The sequence below is a fragment of the Pedobacter sp. HMWF019 genome, from assembly GCF_003061025.1.
GTDB lineage: Bacteria > Bacteroidota > Bacteroidia > Sphingobacteriales > Sphingobacteriaceae > Pedobacter.
This window is the reverse complement of record NZ_QAIL01000466.1, coordinates 1-1,448: the sequence shown is the minus strand read 5'-3', so window position 1 is coordinate 1,448 and position 1,448 is coordinate 1. Positions and strand designations below refer to the sequence as shown.

The window sequence follows — 1,448 nt, the reverse complement described above, 5'->3', positions numbered from 1 at the left end:
GTGATGAAGCAATCATGCCCTTATCAATCAATTTGTTAAGTCGCAGCTAAGATCCTGATGGTTTCATTTAGCTATTTACCTTCAGAAGAAGCGGGCCCATATGACGAAAACTCTTTATCTTGGGGCAGCATTTAAAATCCTATAACACCTATGAACAGTAATTTTTTTGATGGTCACGACTATTTTATTGACGAGAAAGTAAATCTATTTAAATTCGAAAACGTTTACAAAATTTATGATGAAAAGGGAGAAAACATTGGCGCGGTAAAACAAATCCTGACCTTTGGACAGAAAGCACTCCGTTTTTTAGTAGACAAACGCATGCTCCCTTTTAAATTGAACATTGTCAATAATGACGATGAACTGCAGGCGGTCATCTCCAGGGGCTTCACCTTTTTCATGTCCAAGATCATCATCAATGATGCCTATGAAACACCAATTGCTATCATTAAACAGAAATTTAAATTTTTCAAACCAACTTTTAAGATTGAGCAACCCGATGGGGAGCTGATTGCAGAGATCACAGGAGATTGGAAAGCCTGGAATTTCGTGATTAAAGACAGCAACCAAATTGAAATGGGGTCTATCAGTAAAAAATGGGCTGGCGCACTAAAGGAGATCTTTACCACTGCAGATAAATATAATGTTCATATTGATCCGCACTACAGCCAGAACAAGCATAAAGTGGCCATTCTTTCTGCGGCGATCACCATTGACATGGTACTCAAAGAAAGTTAGTGGCTATTAACCGTTAAACAGCTTATTTCTTTTAATGTCTTTACCCTGCCGAATTAAAAAGGCATGGTAAAGGCTTGGCACGTCATTTTCCCACTTACGAAGCAAGAACAGTATACCCATGATCTCTGCTCTTGTGATCAGACCGATATAGAAACAGGTCATAAACAACCAGGTGGAATTACAGCCCGCTATAATTTCCATAAGTGTAGCCAAAATGGTTAAGGTCCATACCTTAGACAAAATGGCGTGCGTGGCGACTTCTTTTTTAAATTTAATAAAGCTGATCACATAAGTCAGTGCTTCCGCACCAAGCAACAGAAACAGTAGTGTTGCATTTTGCTGAAAAAAATCCTTACATATAAGATAAGCCCCCGCCAGCGCACTCAACCAAAACACCTGGTCTACCGTGGAATCCATTCTACGCAATTTCACTGTAGACACCTGAAGTTTACGAGCAATCATGCCATCAAAAACATCTGAAAGCAGGCCTGTAACCAGCAAAATATTAATCCACAATCTGAAATCTGCGGGCTGCCGGAAACTTAGGAACAGAATTAGTACCGCAAAAAGCAGGCGGCTCCAGATCAGTAAGGCAGGAATTTGAATCAGGTATTTTCTCATATCAATATATTCAGCGTATTAAGATAGAAAAATCAGCATATATTTTTTATTTGAAATAAACTTTGGCCTGAAGATATAAATAAATGAAC

Annotated in this window: 2 protein-coding genes; one reads left to right on the top strand and one right to left on the bottom strand. The window is 38.8% G+C overall.

Annotated elements, in window-relative coordinates; all coding sequences use genetic code 11:
* Positions 1-150 precede the first annotated feature (150 nt).
* The gene (locus DBR11_RS24415) at positions 151-738 is read left to right on the top strand and encodes a phospholipid scramblase-related protein (protein WP_108555198.1); all 588 of its coding nucleotides are present in this window, start codon (positions 151-153) and stop codon (positions 736-738) included.
* 6 nt (positions 739-744) lie between these two features.
* On the opposite strand, the gene DBR11_RS24410 is transcribed toward DBR11_RS24415, so the two are convergent.
* A complete protein-coding gene (locus tag DBR11_RS24410; RefSeq protein ID WP_108555197.1) occupies positions 745-1,359 on the bottom strand; it encodes a CDP-alcohol phosphatidyltransferase family protein in 615 nt (204 codons plus the stop codon).
* Positions 1,360-1,448: the final 89 nt, after the last annotated feature.